The following is a 17,578-nucleotide window of genomic DNA, read 5'->3' as shown; positions in this document are numbered from 1 at the left end:
CGCGGCACAAGGCCGCTCCTACAGGGGCCGCGCTTCCCCTAGCGCTTGGCGATGATGTACACCGCGTGCACGATCCCGGGGATATAGCCCAGCAAGGTCAGCAGGATATTCAGCCAGAACGCCCCGCCGAACCCCACCTGGAGGAACACGCCCAGCGGCGGCAGGATGATGGCGATGATGATGCGGATGAAGTCCATGTGCTGCGCTCCTTGAGGGTGTATCAACACAGACTAGCCGTGCCTGGCAGAGGTTCCACCGGGCAAAAAAAACGCCCCGGGCCATGTATTTCAGGCCAGGGGCGATGCGCAGGAACGCCAGACGGTTCGTGGAAATTCTGTATGCCGGAGCAACCGGTCAGGCCGGCACTTCGCGGCGGTTATGCTGCTGGGCATGCAGGCGGGCGAAGGCCCGGGCCAGGCGCAGCAGCATCTCGTCGATATTGCCCTTGCTCACGGTCAGCGCCGGCGAGAACCGCACCACGTCGGCCTGCGGCGCATTGAGCAGCAAGCCCTCCTGCAGCGCGGCCTCGACCAGTTGCGCCGCGCTGTCTTCACGCAGTTGCAGGCCCCACAGCAGCCCCTCGCCACGCACCTCGCCCTGGCCATAGCGACCCGCCAGGCGGCTCAGGCCATCGCGCAGGTGCCGGCCACTGTCCAGCACCTGCTCGAAGAAGCCCGCCTCCAGCACGGTCTGCAACACGGCCAGCCCGGCGGCGCTCATCAGCGCGTTGCCATGGTGGCTGCCTTCCAGCTCGCCCGGTTCGGCGCAGCAGGCGCGGCCACGGGCCAGCAGCGCCGCCAGGGGCACGCCGCCGCCCAGGCCCTTGCCGAGGGTGATGATGTCGGCCCGTACGCCGTAGGACTCTTCTGCCAATAGGGCGCCGCAGCGTCCTACACCTGTCTGTACTTCATCGAGGATCAGCAGGATGCCCAGCTCACGGCACAGGCGCTCGACACCCTGGAGGTAATCACGGGTGGCCGGAATCACGCCGGCTTCTCCCTGGATCGGCTCGAGCATGATCGCCACGGTGCGCGAGTCGACCGCCGCGTGCAGCGCCGCCAGGTCGTTGAACGGCACCTTGCTGAAGCCCGGCAGGCCGGGCTCGCAGCGGTTGCACGGCAGCGGGTCGGAGGCCGACAAGGCCCCCAGGGTGCGGCCATGGCAACCCTGGCTGGCGGTGATGATGTGATAGGCGCCGTTGCGATGCAGCTGGCCCCACTTGCGCGCCAGCTTGATCGCGCCCTCGCAGGCTTCGGCACCGCTGTTGAGCAGGTAGGCCTGGTCGCTGCCGGTACGCTGGCACAATAGCTCGACCAGGCTCAGCAGGCCGCGGCTGTGATAGCCGGCGCCGGGATTGATCAGCGCCTGGGCCTGGTTGCCCAGCGCCTTGACCAGCACGCTCGGGCTGTGGCCCAGGCTGTTGACCGCGCAGCCCTGGGTGAAGTCCAGGTAGGCGTGCCCCTCGCTGTCCCACAGCCAGGAACCCTGGCCACGCACGAACACCTGCGGCGCACGCTCGATGCTCGGCATCAGCCGCTCGCGGGAGAGCTGCACGCCGGCCGGCTCGATCACCGGAGCACGCTTGGGCTCGGCGACGGCGGGCGCCGAACGGCGCAGGTTGAACAGGTTCATCAGGGCTCCGGCCAATCACGGGTGGGCGGTCAAGGTTCCGGTCTGGCGCCGGAATCGGATATTTTGCCTTGCCTATCAAAAGTGTTTTTCATCCGGGGTAACAATCGCCTGAATAGCCGCTGTAACCCTTTGGAATACGGCGATAGACTAGGCTTGCGGTCGGTTCCCGGCCATTTCGTTTTTCCAGCTTTTTCGATAAGTATCACTTATGGATTTTCGCCAACTGCGTTACTTCGTCGCGGTCTACGAAGAGGGCCATGTGGGCCGTGCCGCCGAGCGTCTGTCACTGTCACAGCCGGCACTGTCGCAGCAGATCCGCCAACTGGAACACAGCCTCGACCTGAGCCTGTTCGAACGCAGCAACAAGCGCCTGCTGCCCACGCTGGCCGCCCACACCCTGTACAACCATGCCGTGCCCCTGCTCGACGGCCTGCAACGGGCCCATGAAGCCATGGGCAACTTCAAGGGCCAGTCGCTGCGCACCCTGGCCATCGGCGTGCTGCAGACCGTGCGGCCAAGCCTGGTACCGCAGTTGCTGGAACGGGTGCGCAAGGCCCAGCCGCATCTGGTGGTGCAGATCTATGAACTGTCGGGGTCGGAGATCGAGCGGCGCCTGCTCAATGGCGGCCTGGACATCGGCATCAGCTACCTGCCGCCGCGCCAGCCCGGGCTGCATGGTTTGCTGCTGTACGAGGATGAACTGCAGCTGGTGATCCCCAGGACCCACCCGCTCAAAGACTTCAAGAAGGTCTCGATCCGCCAGGCGGCGGAGCTGCCGATGCTGATGCTCGGCGAGGAGTTCCAGATCCGCCAGATCTGGAAGGCGCAGCTGGCCAGCCAGGGTCGCAGGCCCCAGGTACAGGCCGAGATGAACAACATGGCGGGGATCCTCGACAGCCTGGCGCACACGGCGCTGGCAACCATCCTGCCGGGCAGGGCCAAGGATGCAGCACAGGACGATCAGGAACTGCTGTGGAAGCCCCTGAGCGAGCCGCGGGTGCCGCTGAAGGTTGGCCTGGTGTTCCGCGATGCCCAGCGCCAGCAGGCTTCGGTGGAGCTGCTGCGGACCCTGCTGGAGGAAGAAGCCGACCCGCGCCAGCTGGGCGTCTCGCCTCTGGACGTGCTCGGCTGAAAAACACGCGCACAAAGAAAACCCCGCCTAAGCGGGGTTTTCCAGACTGTTTCCCTTCGACATCCCTATCATCCCGCCGTCCTGGCAGGAAATCCTTCGTGTCCCTGTTCTAGCTTTTCGCGCTTCCTGCGCTACTTCCGTGTAAGGCGTCCTGCTCTGTCCATTGCGCGTCCTGCGCTACGTCCATGTAAGAAAGAGTAACCGTGGATCCAATCTTAGGAAAGAGGCGAAACGTCACCACGTCGTGTAAGCCAAAGCTTACAAAAGCAGCCCATTCACAAACACGCCGCCCTGACAAAACAAAAGGCCGCCCCTACAGACGGATTGCATCCCCCTTGTAGGAGCGGCCTCGCTGAGGCGTCGGACCGGCCGGATGGGCTGCAACGCAGCCCCAAAATGGTCAGAACTGCGCAGCGTCCAGCAGGTACAGCGACTCGCTCCCCGCCTTCACCGATGCCACCAGCGAGTGAACCCGTGGCAGCAAACGTGCGAAGTAGAACCGTGCCGTGCCCAGCTTGGCGCCGTAGAAGTCGGCATCCCCTTCACCGGCCTTGGCCGCCCGCGCCATCAGTGCCCACATATAGGCGTAAGCGACATAGCCGAACGCATGCAGGTACTCGACCGAGGCCGCGCCGATTTCGTTGGGGTTGCCCTTGGCCTGGTCCAGCACCCAGGCGGTCAGCTCATCGAGCTGGTCAAGGGATGCCGCCAGCGGCTGGGTGAATTCACCCAGCTCGCCGCCGGCAGTGGCGATGAACTGGCGGATCTCGTCGGCGAACAGCGTGTAGTAGGCGCCGCCGCTGGCCACCACCTTGCGGCCTACCAGGTCCAGCGCCTGGATACCGTTGGTGCCTTCGTAGATCTGGGTGATACGCACATCGCGCACCAGCTGCTCCTGGCCCCATTCGCGGATGTAGCCATGGCCACCGAAGACCTGCTGGCCATGCACGGTGCACTCCAGGCCCAGGTCGGTGAGGAAGGCCTTGGCCACCGGGGTCAGCAGCGCCACCAGCTCCTCGCTGCGCTTGCGGGTCGCGGCGTCTTCACTGTACTTGGCGCTGTCGAGCTGCATTGCCACATAGGTGGAGAACGCGCGACCGCCTTCGGTCAGCGCCTTCATGGTCAGCAGCATGCGGCGCACGTCCGGGTGGACGATGATCGGGTCGGCCACCTTGTCCTTGGCCTGCGGGCCGGTCGGGGCACGGCTCTGCAGACGGTCGCGGGCGTACTCCACGGCGTTCTGGTAGGAACGCTCGGCCGAAGCCAGGCCCTGGATGCCGACACCCAGGCGCTCGTAGTTCATCATGGTGAACATGGCCGCCAGGCCCTTGTTCGGCTCGCCGACGATGTAGCCGACCGCTTCGTCGAAGTTCATCACGCAGGTGGCCGAGCCCTGGATGCCCATCTTGTGCTCGATCGAGCCGCAAGTGGCCGGGTTGCGCGCGCCGAGGCTGCCGTCCTGGTTGACCAGGAACTTGGGCACCAGGAACAGCGAGATGCCTTTCGGGCCTGCCGGAGCATCCGGCAGCTTGGCCAGCACCAGGTGGATGATGTTCTCGGTGAGGTCGTGCTCGCCGCCGGTGATGAAGATCTTGGTGCCGCTGACCTTGTAGCTGCCGTCAGCCTGGGGTTCGGCCTTGGTGCGGATGATGCCCAGGTCGGTACCGGCGTGGGGTTCGGTGAGGCACATGGAACCGGCCCAGACGCCGGCGTACATGTTCGGCAGGTACTGTTCCTTGAGCGCTTCACTGGCGTGGGCGTTGATCGACAGGCAGGCGCCGGCGGTCAGCATCGGGTACAGGCCGAAGGCCAGGCTCGAGGCGTTGACCATCTCCTCGACCTGGGCCGAGACGACCTTGGGCATGCCCATGCCACCGAAGAGCGGATCACCGCCAACGCCGACCCAGCCCCCTTCGGCGTAGGTCTGGTAGGCCTCGATGAAGCCTGCCGGGGTACGCACCGAGCCGTTGTCCCAGTGGCAGCCCTCTTCGTCGGCGGCGCGGCTCAGCGGCGCGATGGTCTTGCCGGTGACCTTGCCGGCCTCTTCCAGCACGGCCATGGCCGTGTCCGCATCGACGGCCTCGGCCAGGGCGGGCAGTTGCGACCAGAGCGTGGCCACGTCGAAGACTTCATTGAGGACAAAGCGCATATCGCGCAGGGGCGCTTTATATTCAGCCATGACAACCTCTCGCTATCGGGGTCGGAGCGGCCCGTCGGGGCCGCGGCACTGGGATGACCGCAGTGTAACCGAACAACTTTTACGAGACATAGGGTCATCATGCGACCGAGTAGTCTTACATAGTCACACGAAAATTCACGCCATGCGCACGGCGCCGCGCCGCGACTGCTGGCCGAAGGTCATGACACAGTTGCGCCCCGCGCCCTTGGCGCTGTACAGCGCCTGGTCGGCGGACTTGAGCACTTCGTCGGGGTTGCGGTGCTCGGCCTGGCGCTCGGCCACGCCGATGCTGATGGTTACCGACACCGTGGTATTGGCCCCTCCGACACGGCGCTGGCGACCCGCGGAATCATCCTGCGGACGGCTGTTCTGGTCACGCAACTGGATGGCGTAGTTGGCGATCATCTCGCGCACCGCCTCCAGGTGCGGCAGGCACTCTTCGGCGGTCTTGGCGGCGAACACCAGGGCGAATTCCTCGCCACCGTAACGGTAGGCGCGCCCGCCGCCGGTCACCTTGGACAGGCGGCTGGCGACCAGGCGCAGTACCTGGTCGCCGACATCGTGGCCGTGGGTGTCGTTGAATTTCTTGAAGTGGTCGACGTCGGTCATGGCGATCACATAGTTGCGCCCCAGGCGCTGCATGCGCTCGTTCAGGGCGCGCCGCCCGGGCAGGCCGGTGAGTTCGTCGCGGAAGGCCATCTGGTAAGCCTCGTGGGACACCGCGGCGGCGATCATCAGCATCACCTGGCTGCACATGATGTTCAGGGTGAACGGCAGGATGAAGGTCTTGGGCAGCATCCAGAAGATGCCGATCAGGCCGATGATCTGCGCGGCATGCAAGGGCCTTGGCTCACGCAGGTACTGCACCACCAGCAGGATGAACACCGCCAGGAACAAGGGGTAGGCCAGCTGGATCAGGCTCATCCACTGACCATGCAGCGCGGGCCAGCGGATCTCGGCCAGCCAGCCCAGCAGCGCCTCGGGAAAACTCTGCTCCAGCGCCACCGCAACGCTGCTCACGGCGAACAGCACGGCGAAGCGCGCCAGCAGGTCCTGGGCCAGGTGGGTGCGTTCCTGCCACGCCCCGTACAGGCCGAACAATGCCGGCAGCAGCAGGCACACCAGGTGGAAGATCACCGCCGCATCCTCGCGGACCCGGCCATTGTCGCGGTAGAAGTCGGTCTGGGTATCGAGCAGGAAATAGGCGACGTACACCGTGACCATCAGGAACAGCTCGCGCTGGCGGCGGTACACGGCGCAGTAGGCGCCCCCCAGCAACAGCACCAAGGTGGGTAGAACGTTGAACAGCGATGTGAAGAAGACGCTGAGGTCCCTCACATAGGCTGCCGCAAGCCCTGCCAGCAACAGAATCAGCGAAGGCAGGAAGTGGCTCGCGCGTACAGCGGATAGACGAAACAAGGGTAATCTCCGACCCGGCAGATCAATAATGGCATTGTGCCCCTACTTCATCGGCAGTGCACATGAATAGATGAATACAGATGCCCGCTTTAACGGCAGATCAGGGGCCAAGCTTGAGACTTTCTCGTTACTGGATGCGACATTCCTGATTTCGCGCGATCCCTGTAGGAGCGGCCTTGTGCCGCGAAAGGGCTGCGCAGCGGCCCCAGGATTCAGCGTTGAAACAAAGATCGCCGGGGCCGCTTTGCGGCCCTTTCGCGGCACAAGGCCGCTCCTACAGGGGGTTCGTGTAAAAACCCGGGCGAAAAAAAACCGCCTGCCGGTGAGGGCAGGCGGCTTTTTGGTACAACCAACCGGCTTAGATAGAAAGACCGAAGTCTTCTTCCTTCATAGCCATCAGGTTGTCGGCGCCGGACAGGATCGCCGCGACGTGGCTGCGGGTACGCGGCAGGATGCGCTGGAAGTAGAAGCGCGCGGTCTGCAGCTTGGCGGTGTAGAACGCCTCTTCGCTGGTGCCGGCTGCCAGTTTCTCGGCGGCCAGGCGGGCGATGTCGGCCCAGAAGTAGGCCAGGCACGCGTAGCCGGAGTACATCAGGTAGTCCACCGAAGCGGCACCCACTTCCTCGCGGTCCTTCATCGCGGCCATGCCGATCTTCATGGTCAGCTCGCCCCACTCCTTGTTGATCGCGGCCAGTGGCTCGACGAACTCCTTGGTGGCGGCGTTGCCTTCCTGCCCTTGGCAGAACTTGTGGACGATCTTGGTGAAGCCCTTGAGCGCCTCGCCCTGGGTCATCAGCACTTTACGGCCGAGCAGGTCGAGGGCCTGGATGCCGGTGGTGCCTTCGTACAGCATGGAGATACGGCTGTCGCGCACGTTCTGCTCCATGCCCCACTCGGCGATGAAGCCGTGGCCGCCGTAGATCTGCACGCCGTGGTTGGCGGCTTCGAAGCCGACTTCGGTCATGAACGCCTTGGCGATCGGGGTGAGGAAGGCCAGCAGGGCGTCGGCCTTCTTGCGCTCTTCCTCGTCCTGGCTGTACTTGACGATGTCCACCTGCTTGGCGGTGAAGTACACCATCGCACGGTTGCCTTCGGCGAAGGCCTTCATGGTCAGCAGCATGCGACGCACGTCCGGGTGGACGATGATCGGGTCAGCGGCTTTTTCTGGTGCTTTCGGGCCAGTCAGCGAGCGCATCTGCAGGCGGTCACGGGCGTACTTCAGGCCACCCTGGAACGCCACTTCGGCGTGGGCCAGGCCTTGCAGCGCGGTGCCCAGGCGAGCAGTGTTCATGAAGGTGAACATGCAGTTCAGGCCCTTGTTGGCCGGGCCGATCAGGTAACCGGTGGCGCCGTCGAAGTTCATCACGCAGGTGGCGTTGCCGTGGATGCCCATCTTGTGCTCAAGGGAGCCGCAGCTCACGCCGTTGCGCTCGCCCGCGCCGCCTTCGGCGTTGGGCAGGAACTTCGGCACGATGAACAGCGAGATGCCCTTGGTGCCGGCAGGGGCATCGGGCAGGCGGGCCAGGACGATGTGGACGATGTTGTCGGCCATGTCGTGTTCACCGGCCGAGATGAAGATCTTGGTGCCGGAAACCTTGTAGCTGCCGTCGGCCTGAGGTTCGGCCTTGGTGCGCAGCATCCCCAGGTCGGTGCCGCAGTGCGGCTCGGTCAGGCACATGGTGCCGGTCCACTCGCCGGATACCAGCTTGGTGAGATAAGTCTCTTGCTGCTCGGGAGTGCCGTGCTCGGAGATGGTGTTCATCGCGCCGTGGGACAGGCCTGGGTACATGCCCCACGACCAGTTCGATTCGCCAACCATTTCGCTGAGCGTGAGGCCCAGCGACTCGGGCAGGCCCTGGCCGCCGTGCTCGATGTCATGGGCCAGGCTCGGCCAGCCACCCTCAACGAACTGCTCATAGGCTTCCTTGAAGCCGGTCGGTGTCTTCACGCCCGACTCGCTCCAGGTGCAGCCTTCGAGGTCGCCGACACGGTTCAGCGGGGCCAGGACCTGCTCACAGAATTTCGCGCCTTCTTCCAGGATCGCGTTGACCATGTCGGGCGTGGCGTCCTGGCAGCCCGGCAGGCTCTGATAGTGCGCCTCATAGCCGAGCAGCTCGTCGCGGACGAAGCGGATATCACGCAAGGGGGCTTTGTAATCAGGCATTGCGATGAACCTCTGTGATGAGTTCGGTGGGGAGACCGCGGATACCGACCAGCTCTTGGCGGCTTTCGGTCAAACAGTTGTTTGAAACTTACGTTTAGGTGGCCTCGCTGTCAAGGTGGGTGAACGATGGCGTTTATGCCGCCGAATATGACATTTACGCCAAGCACCCTTAAACGCATCGCGGGGCAAGCCCGCTCCCACGAATGGAAGCGGGCTTGCCCCGCGAAGTAAGCGAATGGGATTCAGCGGGTCAGACGTAGGTGTCGATGAACCGACCGAGCATTTCATCGGAAGCCTTGGCGACTTTGACGCCGAGTTCGACTTCGTGCTTGCCCAGGGCCAGTTGCACGGTGCTGGTGGCCAGGTCCAACTGCTGGCTGCGGTCTACACCGCGCAGGCGCTCGGCCTGGTATTCAGTGGATTGCCCGCTGGTGCCTCGCTCGACAGCGCCGCTGGCAATCTGCTGGGCGGCCTGGTCGACACGGTTCTGGCCATTCTGGATGGCACCCAGGCCCGCGTAGAAGGCGGAGCTCGCATTGATTTCCATGTCAGGACTCCATGACGCTGGATGATGAACAGGCCTTATTAAAGCAGCAGACAGGGAAAAAGGCCCGTTTAAATCCCTAATAGCCTAGTGCCAGCCAATAGGCAAAGGCCTAATCCAGCAGGTCCAGTTGCAAATGCGCAGCCACTGCCTCCGCGCCAGCCTGCTTCAACCAAGGCACCCGCCCCAGGCAGGGCGCGGGCAGGCGCTCGGCCAGGCTGGACAGGTTTTCTTCCAGGCGCGATGTACGCGGATCGACGATGTTCGCCACCCATCCCGCCAGTTGCAGGCCGTCCCGGGCGATGGCTTCGGCACTGAGCAAGGCGTGGTTGATGCACCCAAGCCGTACGCCCACCACCAGGATCACCGGCAGCTTCAAGGCAATGGCCAGGTCCGACAGGTTGGCATGGTCGGACAACGGCACGCGCCAGCCACCGGCGCCTTCGATCAAGGTGAAGTCGGCATTTTGCGCCAGCACCTGCTGCATGGCATCGCGCAGCGCCGGCACGCTCAACGCCACCCCGGCCTCGCGGGCCGCCACATGCGGGGCGATAGCCGGCTCGAAGGCGAAGGGGTTGACTGCTTCATAGGACAACTTGACCGAGCTTTCGTCGATCAGCGCCAGGGCGTCGCTGTTGCGCAGCCCCTTGGCCGTCACCACGCACCCGGACGCCACCGGCTTGGCCGCCAGGGTGCTCAACCCCAGTTGCCGCGCCGCATGCAGCAAACCCGCGGCGATGGTGGTCTTGCCGACATCGGTGTCGGTGCCGGCAATGAAATAGGCCTGGCTCATGTCACTGCTCCCCGCCCAACGGCTTGCGCAGGACGCCATAGACCACCTGGTAGGTGGCCGGCAGGCCTTGCGCCTGGCGGTACTGTTCGTAGGCCTGCAACAGGCCCTGCATCCGTGCCCGCCCGGTGAGCCCCGACGGGCGCCCCGGATTGAGGTTGTGCGCGCCCAGCGCCTTGAGTTCATGGGTCAGGCTGCGCACGTCGGGATAATGCAGCACGTGGGGGCGCCGCTCCAGGTCGATCAGCTCCAGCCCGCTGTCACCGCACAGGCGCTGGTAATCCTCGAAACGCCGGAAGCGATTGACGTGCACCATGCCATCCACGGCCTGCCAGCTGGCGCGCAATTCATCGAGAGTGCCCACGCACAGGCTGCTGAAGGCCAGCACGCCGCCGGGGCGCAGCACCCGCCGCGCCTCGTCCAACACGCTGGCGAACTGGCCGCACCACTGCACCGCCAGGCTGCTGAACAACAGATCAATACTGTCATCGCGCAACGGCAGGCGCTCGGCGTCGCCCGCCACATGATGCCGGGCGCCGCCCTGCTCGCGGGCATGGCGCAGCATCCCTTCGGCGATATCCACCGCCACGCCGCCCGCATCCGCGAAGCGCTCGGCCAGCACCCGGCTGAAGTGGCCGGTACCGCTGCCCATGTCCAGCCAGCGCTCAGGCGCGAGGCCGCTGGGCAGCTTTTCCAGCAGCGCGATGCCCACGGCGCGCTGCAAGGCCGCGACGCTGTCGTAGCTGGCCGCAGCGCGGGAAAACGAAGCCGCCACCTGGCGCTTGTCCGGCAACGCGCCGGGCAGGGTGGGCTGGGAAAGGTCAGTCATCGCCACTCTCATGCAGGAAACTCTTGATGCCCGCCGCCAGCTCCTGGGGATACTCCAGCAGGAAGGCGTGGGAACTGTCTTCGACCAGACCGACTTCCACGTCGGGCAGCAGGTCGCTCAGGGCCTGGGCCGCTTCCACCGGCACCAGCGCGTCACTGCCGGCGAACAGGTGCAGCTGCGGGCCGCCGTATTGCTCCAGGGCAGTGCGGGTATCGAGGCTGGCCAGTACTTCCAGCCCGGTGGCCAGGTACAGCGGATCGGTGTCGGGCACGCCCACCCCCAGCTGCCGCAGCAAGGTGCGGGGTTGCTGCGCGCCCTCGCTGCACAGGGTGCGGAAGCGCTTGAGGGTGACATGGGTGTGGCTGCGGCAGCCGTCCAGGAAGGTGCCGAAGGTATCGGCGGGCATGCCGTGCGGCCAGTCCGGCCGGGCCACGAAGCAGGGATTGCTGGCCAGAGTGAGCAAGCCGCAACAGTGGTCGCCGCGCTTGTGCGCCAGAGCGCTGGCGAGCATGCCGCCGAGCGACCAGCCGCCCAGCCACACGTCGGTCGGCAGCTTGCGGTCCAGATGCTCGACCCAGGCCTGGACATCGCTGTCGGCCAATTCAGGTAGCGGCATCAGCTCGACCTGCAGGCGTGGATCCTGGGCGCGCAGGCTGGCGGCCAGCGGCTCCAGTGAAGCGGTGCCCAGGCCCCAGCCGGGCAGGAGGATCAGTCGGTTACGCATCGGCGGACTCCAGCTGTGGATAACACTCGGCCAATGCATTCAACAATAGCTGGACCTGCGCCTCACTGTGGGCGGCGCTCAGGGTCACCCGCAAGCGGGCGCTGCCGGCGGGCACGGTGGGTGGGCGAATCGCCGTGACCAGCAACCCGCGCTCGCGCAACAGGCGGGACAACGCCAGCGTCCGGGCCGCATCGCCGATCAGGATCGGCTGGATCGCCGTATGGCTGTCCATCAGGGTCAGGCCGATCTGCTCAGCGCCCGTGCGGAACTGCCGGATCAGCGCGGCCAGGTGCTCGCGCCGCCAGTGTTCGCGGCGCAGCAAGTCCAGGGCCTTGAGCGTGGCGCAGGCCAGCGCCGGTGGCTGGCTGGTGGTGTAGATATAGGGCCGGGCGAACTGCACCAGCGCCTCGATCAGTTCCTCGCTACCGGCGACGAAGGCGCCGGAGGTACCGCAGGCCTTGCCCAGCGTGCCGATCAGCACCGGCACATCCTCGACACCCAGGCCGCAATGCTCGACCAGGCCACCGCCATTGGCGCCCAAGGTCCCCAGGCCATGGGCATCGTCGACCATCAACCAGGCACCGCGTGCGCGGGCCTCCCTGGCCAGGGCCGGCAGGTCGGCGCAGTCGCCGTCCATGCTGAACACGCCGTCGGTGACCACCAGGGTATTGCCGGTGGCCTTGCCCAGGCGGCTGGCCAGGCTGGCCGGATCGTTGTGCAGGTAGCGGCTGAAGCGGGCGCCGCTGAGCAGGCCGCCGTCGAGCAGGGAGGCGTGGTTGAGGCGGTCCTGCAACACCGTGTCGCCCTGCCCGACCAGCGCGGTGATCGCACCGAGGTTGGCCATGTAGCCGGTGGAGAACAGCAACGCGCGCGGCCGGCCCGTCAGCTCGGCCAGTGCCTCCTCCACCTCATGGTGCGGGGTGCTGTGGCCGATCACCAGGTGCGAGGCACCGCCACCGACACCCCAGCGCTCGGCGCCGTCGCGCCAGGCCTTGATCACCTCGGGATGATTGGCCAGGCCCAGGTAGTCGTTGCTGCAGAAGGCCAGCAGCGGCTGGCCATCGACCACCACCTGCGGCCCCTGCGGGCTTTCAAGCAGTGGTCGCTGGCGGTACAGGTCGGCGGCACGCCGTTCGGCCAGGCGCGCGGCGAGATCGAAGGCCATGCTCAGGCCGAGGCTGCGTCGTAGAACAACTCGCTGCTGCGCTGCTCGACCAGCGCCTGTTCGATGGCGGCCTGGTGCACTTCGTCGGCGTGCTCCTCACGGGCCTCCGGCTGAATGCCGAGGCGGGCGAACAGCTGCATGTCCTTGTCGGCCTGCGGGTTGCCGGTGGTCAGCAGTTTCTCGCCGTAGAAGATCGAGTTGGCGCCGGCCATGAACGCCAGGGCCTGCATCTGCTCGTTCATCTGCTCGCGGCCGGCCGACAGGCGCACATGGGACTTGGGCATGAGGATCCGGGCCACGGCCAGCATGCGGATGAAGTCGAACGGGTCGACGTCCTCTTCATCGGCCAGCGGCGTGCCGGCGACCTTGACCAGCATGTTGATCGGCACCGACTCCGGGTGCTCGGGCAGGTTGGCCAGCTGGATCAGCAGGCCTGCGCGGTCGTCCAGCGACTCGCCCATGCCGAGGATACCGCCGGAGCAGATCTTCATGCCGGCATCGCGCACGTAGGCCAGGGTCTGCAGACGCTCGCTGTAGGTGCGGGTGGTGATGATGCTGGTGTAGAACTCCGGCGAGGTGTCGAGGTTGTGGTTGTAGTAGTCAAGGCCGGCCTGGGCCAGGGCCTGGGTCTGCTCCTGGTCGAGTTTGCCGAGGGTCATGCAGGTTTCCAGGCCCATGGCCTTGACCCCTTTGACCATCTCCAGCACGTAGGGCATGTCCTTGGCCGACGGGTGCTTCCACGCCGCGCCCATGCAGAAGCGGGTTGAACCGATGGCCTTGGCCCGGGCGGCCTCCTCCAGCACTTTCTGCACTTCCATCAGCTTCTGCTTTTCCAGCCCGGTGTTGTAGTGACCGGACTGTGGACAATATTTGCAATCTTCCGGACAGGCGCCGGTCTTGATCGACAACAGCGTGGAAACCTGCACGCGATTGGGGTCGAAGTGCGCGCGGTGCACGGTCTGGGCCTGGAACAGCAAGTCGTTGAACGGCTGCTGGAACAGGGCCTTGACCTCGGCCAGGGACCAGTCGTGACGTGTGGTTGCAATTGCGCTGGCGCTCATCGGCGTTTCCTTATCTATGGTCTGACTGACGCCGGGACAGGAAAACCCTCCAGCGCATCACGGATAGCTCGCATAGTTACGGAAGGCCTCATGCACTGTCAACCAATCAAGAACAAGCTGGTTTACATCTGTACAAATATCGATCAATTCTGTTTGCTCTGCGACGAGCCTGCCGAGCAGCCCTATCCCTTGTGCATCGCTTGCGAGCAGGCGCTGCCCTGGCTGGACGAGCAGTGCCGCCGTTGCGCGCTGCCCCTGGCCATCGACGGCCTTCTCTGCGGCGGTTGCAGCCGCCGCCCTCCCGCATTCAGCCAAGTGATCGCGCCGTGGCATTACGATTTTCCCATCGACACCCTGGTCAGCCGTTTCAAGCACAACAGTCAGTGGCCGCTGGGGCGGTTGCTGGCGCAGTTGCTCGGCCACAGCCTGACGCACCGCTACGACGAAGACCTGCCACGGCCGGACCGCCTGTTGCCGGTGCCGCTGGCCAGGCGTCGACTGCGCCAGCGCGGCTTCAACCAGGCGGCGATGCTCGCCCGCTGGCTCGCCGGGCAACTGCACCTGCCCTGTGACGAGCGCCTGCTCCTGCGTGTGCGCGATACCCCGGCGCAGCAGGCCCTCGGCGCCCGGGCCCGGCAACGCAACCTGCGCCAGGCCTTCGCCCTTGCCCCCGGCAGCGAGCTCGACGGCCTGCACCTGGCACTGGTCGATGACGTGCTGACCACCGGGGCGACCGCCCAGGCCATCGCCCGGCTGCTGCGCCAGGCCGGCGCCCGGCGGGTCGACATCTACTGCCTGGCGCGCACGCCCAGGCCGGGCCAGGCTTGACTTGCCCCGGTGACGGCGGCAACGTCGCGGGACCTACACCACACCCGATGCCCGCCCATGTCCCTGCCAGCCCTGCTCACCCAGCACATTGTCCGCCGTCCACAGCGCATCGCCCTGTTGCAGCATGTCGCCGAACAGGGCTCGATCACCCGCGCCGCCAAGGCCGCCGGCATCAGCTACAAGGCCGCCTGGGATGCCATCGACGAACTCAACAACCTGGCGGCGCAGCCCCTGGTGGAACGCAGCACCGGCGGCCGCGGCGGCGGTGGCGCACGGCTGTCCGCCGAAGGCGAGCGAGTGCTGCGCCTGTACCAGCGCCTGCAGGCACTGCAGGCGGAGATTCTCGAGTCCGCCGAGGACAGCAGTGACCTCGATCTGCTCGGGCGCCTGATGCTCCGCACCAGTGCGCGCAACCAGCTGCAGGGGCGGATCAGCGGGCTGCGCCGCGAAGGCCGGCATGACCGCATCAGCCTGGACCTGGGCGGCGGGCTGGAGATCGAGGCCTTGATCACCCAGGGCAGTACCGAGCGGCTGGAGCTGGCGCTGGGGGGGACGGTGGTGGCGCTGCTCAAGGCCGGCTGGGTACGGTTGCTGGACGCGGATGAGACGCCGGAGCCTGGGAGCAACTGCCTTAAGGCCAAGGTCGAGGAGGTGCTCATCGAAGAGGATGGGCCGGGCGAGGTGCGCTTGGCGCTGGGCAATGGCCAGACCTTGTGCGCCATTGCCGAGACAGCCTGGCTGGTGCAACGGCAGGTCCGGCCGGGGAGCGCCTTGCGGGTGCAGTTTCATCCGTCGTTCGTGTTGCTCGGGGTGCCGGTCTAGCCTGGCCGTGCGCTGCGCGCCCGGATCGCGGGGCAAGCCCGCTCCCACGCTGTTGATTCATGCAACTTGGCTCACTGTGCAACAGCGCAGCCTAAAGGACTGGGTGATCGGGTCAGCCTTGGGATTGGGGTAACATGCAGGCCGCAGTCCCAGCGACCGGAGCCTCTCATGTCCCACCCCTTCGACACCCTCACCCCCGACCTCGTGCTGGACGCCGTGGAAAGCCTCGGCTTTCTAAGCGATGCACGGGTGCTGGCGCTCAACAGCTACGAGAACCGCGTCTACCAGGTGGGCATCGAGGACGCGCAGCCGCTGATCGCCAAGTTCTATCGCCCAGGGCGCTGGAGCGACGCGGCGATCCTCGAGGAGCACGCCTTCACCCGCGAGCTGGCCGAGTGCGAAGTGCCGGTGGTGGCGCCGCTGCTGCACGAGGGTCGCTCCCTGTTCGAACACCAGGGTTTTCGCTTCACCCTGTTCCCGCGCCGTGGCGGCCACGCACCGGAGCCGGGCAATCTCGACCAGCTCTATCGCCTCGGGCAACTGCTCGGGCGCCTGCACGCGGTAGGGGCGAGCAAACCCTTCGAGCACCGTGAAGCCCTGGCGGTGGACAACTTTGGCCACGCCTCGCTCAAGACCTTGCTCGACGGCAACTTCGTGCCCCGCGAGTTGCTGCCGGCCTACGAATCGGTGGCCCGCGACCTGCTCAAGCGGGTCGAGGATATCTACGCCCGCACTTCGTACCAGTCGATCCGCCTGCACGGTGACCTGCACCCCGGCAACCTGATGCACCGCGACGACGTCTACCACGTGGTCGACCTCGACGACTGCCGCATGGGCCCGGCCGTCCAGGACCTGTGGATGATGCTCGCCGGCAGCCGCGAAGAGCGTCTCGGCCAGCTGGCCGAACTGATTGACGGCTACAACGAATTCCACGACTTCGACCCGCGTGAGCTGGCCCTGATCGAGCCGCTGCGCGCCCTGCGCCAGTTGCACTACAGCGCCTGGCTGGCGCGGCGCTGGGACGATCCGGCGTTCCCGCCGAGCTTCCCCTGGTTCGGCCAGCCGCGCTACTGGGGCGATCAGATCCTGGCCCTGCGCGAGCAGATCGCCGCGCTCGATGAACAACCGTTGAAATTGTTCTAGGTCCAGGCCGAGGTCTGTCTACAATAGGCGTCGCTTTATTTAGCTACCTAAGCAAGGATTCTGCATGCACGCCGCCAACCCGCGCCGCGGGTACCTCCTGGGCCTCGGCGCCTACATCATCTGGGGCCTGTTCCCCCTGTACTTCAAAGCGATCCAGAGCGTTCCGGCGGTGGAAATCATCGTCCACCGCGTGCTCTGGTCGGCCCTGTTCGGCTCGCTCCTGCTGCTGGTGTGGAAACACCCCGGCTGGTGGCGCGAACTGCGCGACAACCCGCGGCGCCTGGCGATCCTCGCGCTCAGCGGTGCGCTGATCGCCGGCAACTGGCTGACCTACGTGTGGGCGGTGAACAACGAGCGCATGCTCGAGGCCAGCCTGGGCTACTACATCAACCCGCTGATCAACGTGCTGCTGGGCATGCTGCTGCTCGGCGAGCGCCTGCGCCGCCTGCAATGGCTGGCGGTGGTCCTGGCGGCCCTGGGCGTGGCGCAGCAGGTGTGGCAGGTCGGCAGCCTGCCCTGGGTGTCGCTGGCCCTGGCGCTGTCGTTCGGCTTCTATGGCTTGATCCGCAAGCAGGCACCGGTGGCGGCGCTGCCGGGGCTGGTGGTCGAGACCTGGATGCTGGTGCCCATTGCCATCGGCTGGTTGTTGCTGCACCCGACGGCCAGCAGCGCCAGCCCTGAGTTCTTCAGCAGCAGCGAAGCGCTGTGGCTGATCGCCGCCGGCCCAGTGACCCTGGTGCCGCTGGTGTGCTTCAACGCCGCTGCACGCCACCTGCCCTATACCACGCTGGGCTTCCTGCAGTACCTGGCACCGACCCTGGTGCTGCTGCAGGCAGTGCTGCTGTTCGACGAACACCTGTCGTCGAGCACCTTGGTGGCGTTCGCCTTTATCTGGGCGGGGCTGGCTGTCTACAGCGTCGATGCCTGGCTGAGTTTGCGCAAGCGCGCCTGATCAAAAAATGATCATATTGCTGAAGGCCACGGGGGACGTGGCCTGCAGCAAGCGCTCCAAAGGTTATCCACACCCTCGTCCCCGGCGTTTGTGCACAAGCCACTGATTAGTGGACGTTTTTTGCTCAAGTTTCGCCAGGCCTCGTGACTACTGGGCTGGCGGGGAGCGCCCCCAGGTTATCCACAGGGGCATCC

At 65.8% G+C, this 17,578-nt stretch carries 16 protein-coding genes; 5 read left to right on the top strand and 11 right to left on the bottom strand.

Annotated features, from left to right (window positions below):
• Positions 1 to 38: 38 nt before the first annotated feature.
• Both POF53_RS00895 and POF53_RS00890 read right to left on the bottom strand, forming a co-directional pair.
• Positions 39 to 197, bottom strand: coding sequence for a YqaE/Pmp3 family membrane protein (locus POF53_RS00895; protein ID WP_009681539.1), 159 nt, complete (start codon positions 195 to 197; stop codon positions 39 to 41).
• 157 nt (positions 198 to 354) lie between these two features.
• Positions 355 to 1,632 carry an aspartate aminotransferase family protein gene (locus POF53_RS00890; RefSeq protein WP_498965907.1) on the bottom strand — a complete coding sequence of 426 codons (1,278 nt, stop codon included), beginning with the start codon at positions 1,630 to 1,632 and terminating at the stop codon, positions 355 to 357.
• Positions 1,633 to 1,840: 208 nt separating this feature from the next.
• On the opposite strand from POF53_RS00890, the gene POF53_RS00885 reads away from it, so the two are divergent.
• Positions 1,841 to 2,764: a LysR family transcriptional regulator gene (locus POF53_RS00885; RefSeq protein ID WP_186712661.1), complete on the top strand. Its 924-nt coding sequence runs from the start codon at positions 1,841 to 1,843 to the stop codon at positions 2,762 to 2,764.
• A 400-nt stretch (positions 2,765 to 3,164) separates the two neighbouring features.
• On the opposite strand, the gene POF53_RS00880 is transcribed toward POF53_RS00885, so the two are convergent.
• The 9 genes from POF53_RS00880 to bioB all read right to left on the bottom strand — a co-directional run bounded on the left by POF53_RS00880 (position 3,165) and on the right by bioB (position 13,639).
• On the bottom strand, positions 3,165 to 4,943 hold the full coding sequence (locus POF53_RS00880) for an acyl-CoA dehydrogenase C-terminal domain-containing protein (RefSeq protein WP_498965904.1): 1,779 nt from the start codon (positions 4,941 to 4,943) through the stop codon (positions 3,165 to 3,167).
• A 135-nt stretch (positions 4,944 to 5,078) separates the two neighbouring features.
• On the bottom strand, positions 5,079 to 6,362 hold the full coding sequence (locus tag POF53_RS00875) for a GGDEF domain-containing protein (RefSeq protein ID WP_254464612.1): 1,284 nt from the start codon (positions 6,360 to 6,362) through the stop codon (positions 5,079 to 5,081).
• Positions 6,363 to 6,720: 358 nt separating this feature from the next.
• Positions 6,721 to 8,526, bottom strand: coding sequence for a phenylacyl-CoA dehydrogenase (locus tag POF53_RS00870; protein ID WP_110734511.1), 1,806 nt, complete (start codon positions 8,524 to 8,526; stop codon positions 6,721 to 6,723).
• 250 nt (positions 8,527 to 8,776) lie between these two features.
• Positions 8,777 to 9,073, bottom strand: coding sequence for a pyrroloquinoline quinone biosynthesis protein PqqE (locus tag POF53_RS00865; protein WP_203649856.1), 297 nt, complete (start codon positions 9,071 to 9,073; stop codon positions 8,777 to 8,779).
• 109 nt (positions 9,074 to 9,182) lie between these two features.
• Positions 9,183 to 9,863, bottom strand: coding sequence for a dethiobiotin synthase (bioD, locus tag POF53_RS00860; protein ID WP_203649854.1), 681 nt, complete (start codon positions 9,861 to 9,863; stop codon positions 9,183 to 9,185).
• A 1-nt stretch (position 9,864) separates the two neighbouring features.
• On the bottom strand, positions 9,865 to 10,689 hold the full coding sequence (gene bioC / locus POF53_RS00855) for a malonyl-ACP O-methyltransferase BioC (RefSeq protein WP_498965901.1): 825 nt from the start codon (positions 10,687 to 10,689) through the stop codon (positions 9,865 to 9,867).
• On the bottom strand, positions 10,682 to 11,413 hold the full coding sequence (locus tag POF53_RS00850) for an alpha/beta fold hydrolase (protein ID WP_498965899.1): 732 nt from the start codon (positions 11,411 to 11,413) through the stop codon (positions 10,682 to 10,684). The genes bioC and POF53_RS00850 overlap by 8 nt, the downstream gene beginning before the upstream one ends.
• Entirely contained in the window at positions 11,406 to 12,578 is a 1,173-nt protein-coding gene (gene bioF, locus POF53_RS00845; RefSeq protein WP_203649847.1) for an 8-amino-7-oxononanoate synthase, read from the bottom strand. The genes POF53_RS00850 and bioF overlap by 8 nt, the downstream gene beginning before the upstream one ends.
• A gap of 2 nt (positions 12,579 to 12,580) precedes the next feature.
• Positions 12,581 to 13,639, bottom strand: coding sequence for a biotin synthase BioB (gene bioB, locus POF53_RS00840; RefSeq protein WP_110734496.1), 1,059 nt, complete (start codon positions 13,637 to 13,639; stop codon positions 12,581 to 12,583).
• A gap of 90 nt (positions 13,640 to 13,729) precedes the next feature.
• Here bioB and POF53_RS00835 point away from each other — a divergent pair, with 90 nt between their 5' ends.
• The 4 genes from POF53_RS00835 (at position 13,730) to rarD (ending at position 17,384) form a co-directional block, all read left to right on the top strand.
• Positions 13,730 to 14,467: a ComFC family protein gene (locus POF53_RS00835; RefSeq protein WP_498965896.1), complete on the top strand. Its 738-nt coding sequence runs from the start codon at positions 13,730 to 13,732 to the stop codon at positions 14,465 to 14,467.
• A gap of 57 nt (positions 14,468 to 14,524) precedes the next feature.
• The gene (locus POF53_RS00830) at positions 14,525 to 15,289 is read left to right on the top strand and encodes a TOBE domain-containing protein (RefSeq protein ID WP_498965894.1); all 765 of its coding nucleotides are present in this window, start codon (positions 14,525 to 14,527) and stop codon (positions 15,287 to 15,289) included.
• 168 nt (positions 15,290 to 15,457) lie between these two features.
• A complete protein-coding gene (locus tag POF53_RS00825) occupies positions 15,458 to 16,432 on the top strand; it encodes a serine/threonine protein kinase (RefSeq protein ID WP_498965892.1) in 975 nt (324 codons plus the stop codon).
• 64 nt (positions 16,433 to 16,496) lie between these two features.
• A complete protein-coding gene (gene rarD, locus POF53_RS00820) occupies positions 16,497 to 17,384 on the top strand; it encodes an EamA family transporter RarD (protein ID WP_498965890.1) in 888 nt (295 codons plus the stop codon).
• Positions 17,385 to 17,578 lie beyond the last annotated feature (194 nt).

This window comes from Mitsuaria sp. RG, assembly GCF_028369275.1.
GTDB lineage: Bacteria > Pseudomonadota > Gammaproteobacteria > Pseudomonadales > Pseudomonadaceae > Aquipseudomonas > Aquipseudomonas peradeniyensis.
This window is presented reverse-complemented; position numbering and strand designations above follow the sequence as displayed.